Source organism: Streptomyces sp. CO7, from assembly GCF_053474865.1.
This window is the reverse complement of record NZ_JBRIOU010000165.1, coordinates 1-381: the sequence shown is the minus strand read 5'-3', so window position 1 is coordinate 381 and position 381 is coordinate 1. Positions and strand designations below refer to the sequence as shown.

Here is a 381-nt window from a genome sequence, read left to right as displayed (position 1 = left end):
TGCCAGGTCCTTTCGGCGCGACCTGGTAGGGCTGTTCGGCTCTCGGGGCGGTCGGTGTGCGATGGTGCCTGGGTGTGAAGAGGAGTAGAACGGAGGCATGGAGCCGATCCGGGTCTACCTGCTGGATGACCACGAGATCGTGCGGCGCGGGCTCAAGGGCGTGCTCGAGGCGGACGGTCAGGTGGTCGTCGTGGGGGAGTCGGGGTCTGCCCGCGAGGCGATGCGCGTTCTGCCGAGCTTGTGCCCGGATGTCGCGGTGCTGGACGTCCGGCTCCCGGACGGCTCAGGGGTCGAGGTGTGTCGTGATCTGCACTCGTCGGCCCCGAAGGTGCGTTCGCTGATCTTTACCTCGTACGACGACGACGAGGCCCTGTTTGCGGC

General features: G+C 67.5%; 1 protein-coding gene. It reads left to right on the top strand.

Annotated elements, in window-relative coordinates:
- Nucleotides 1-97: 97 nt before the first annotated feature.
- Nucleotides 98-381, top strand: a 284-nt coding sequence (locus ACOV8S_RS31600; RefSeq protein ID WP_448321900.1) for a response regulator, incomplete at its 3' end; no start/stop codon positions are given.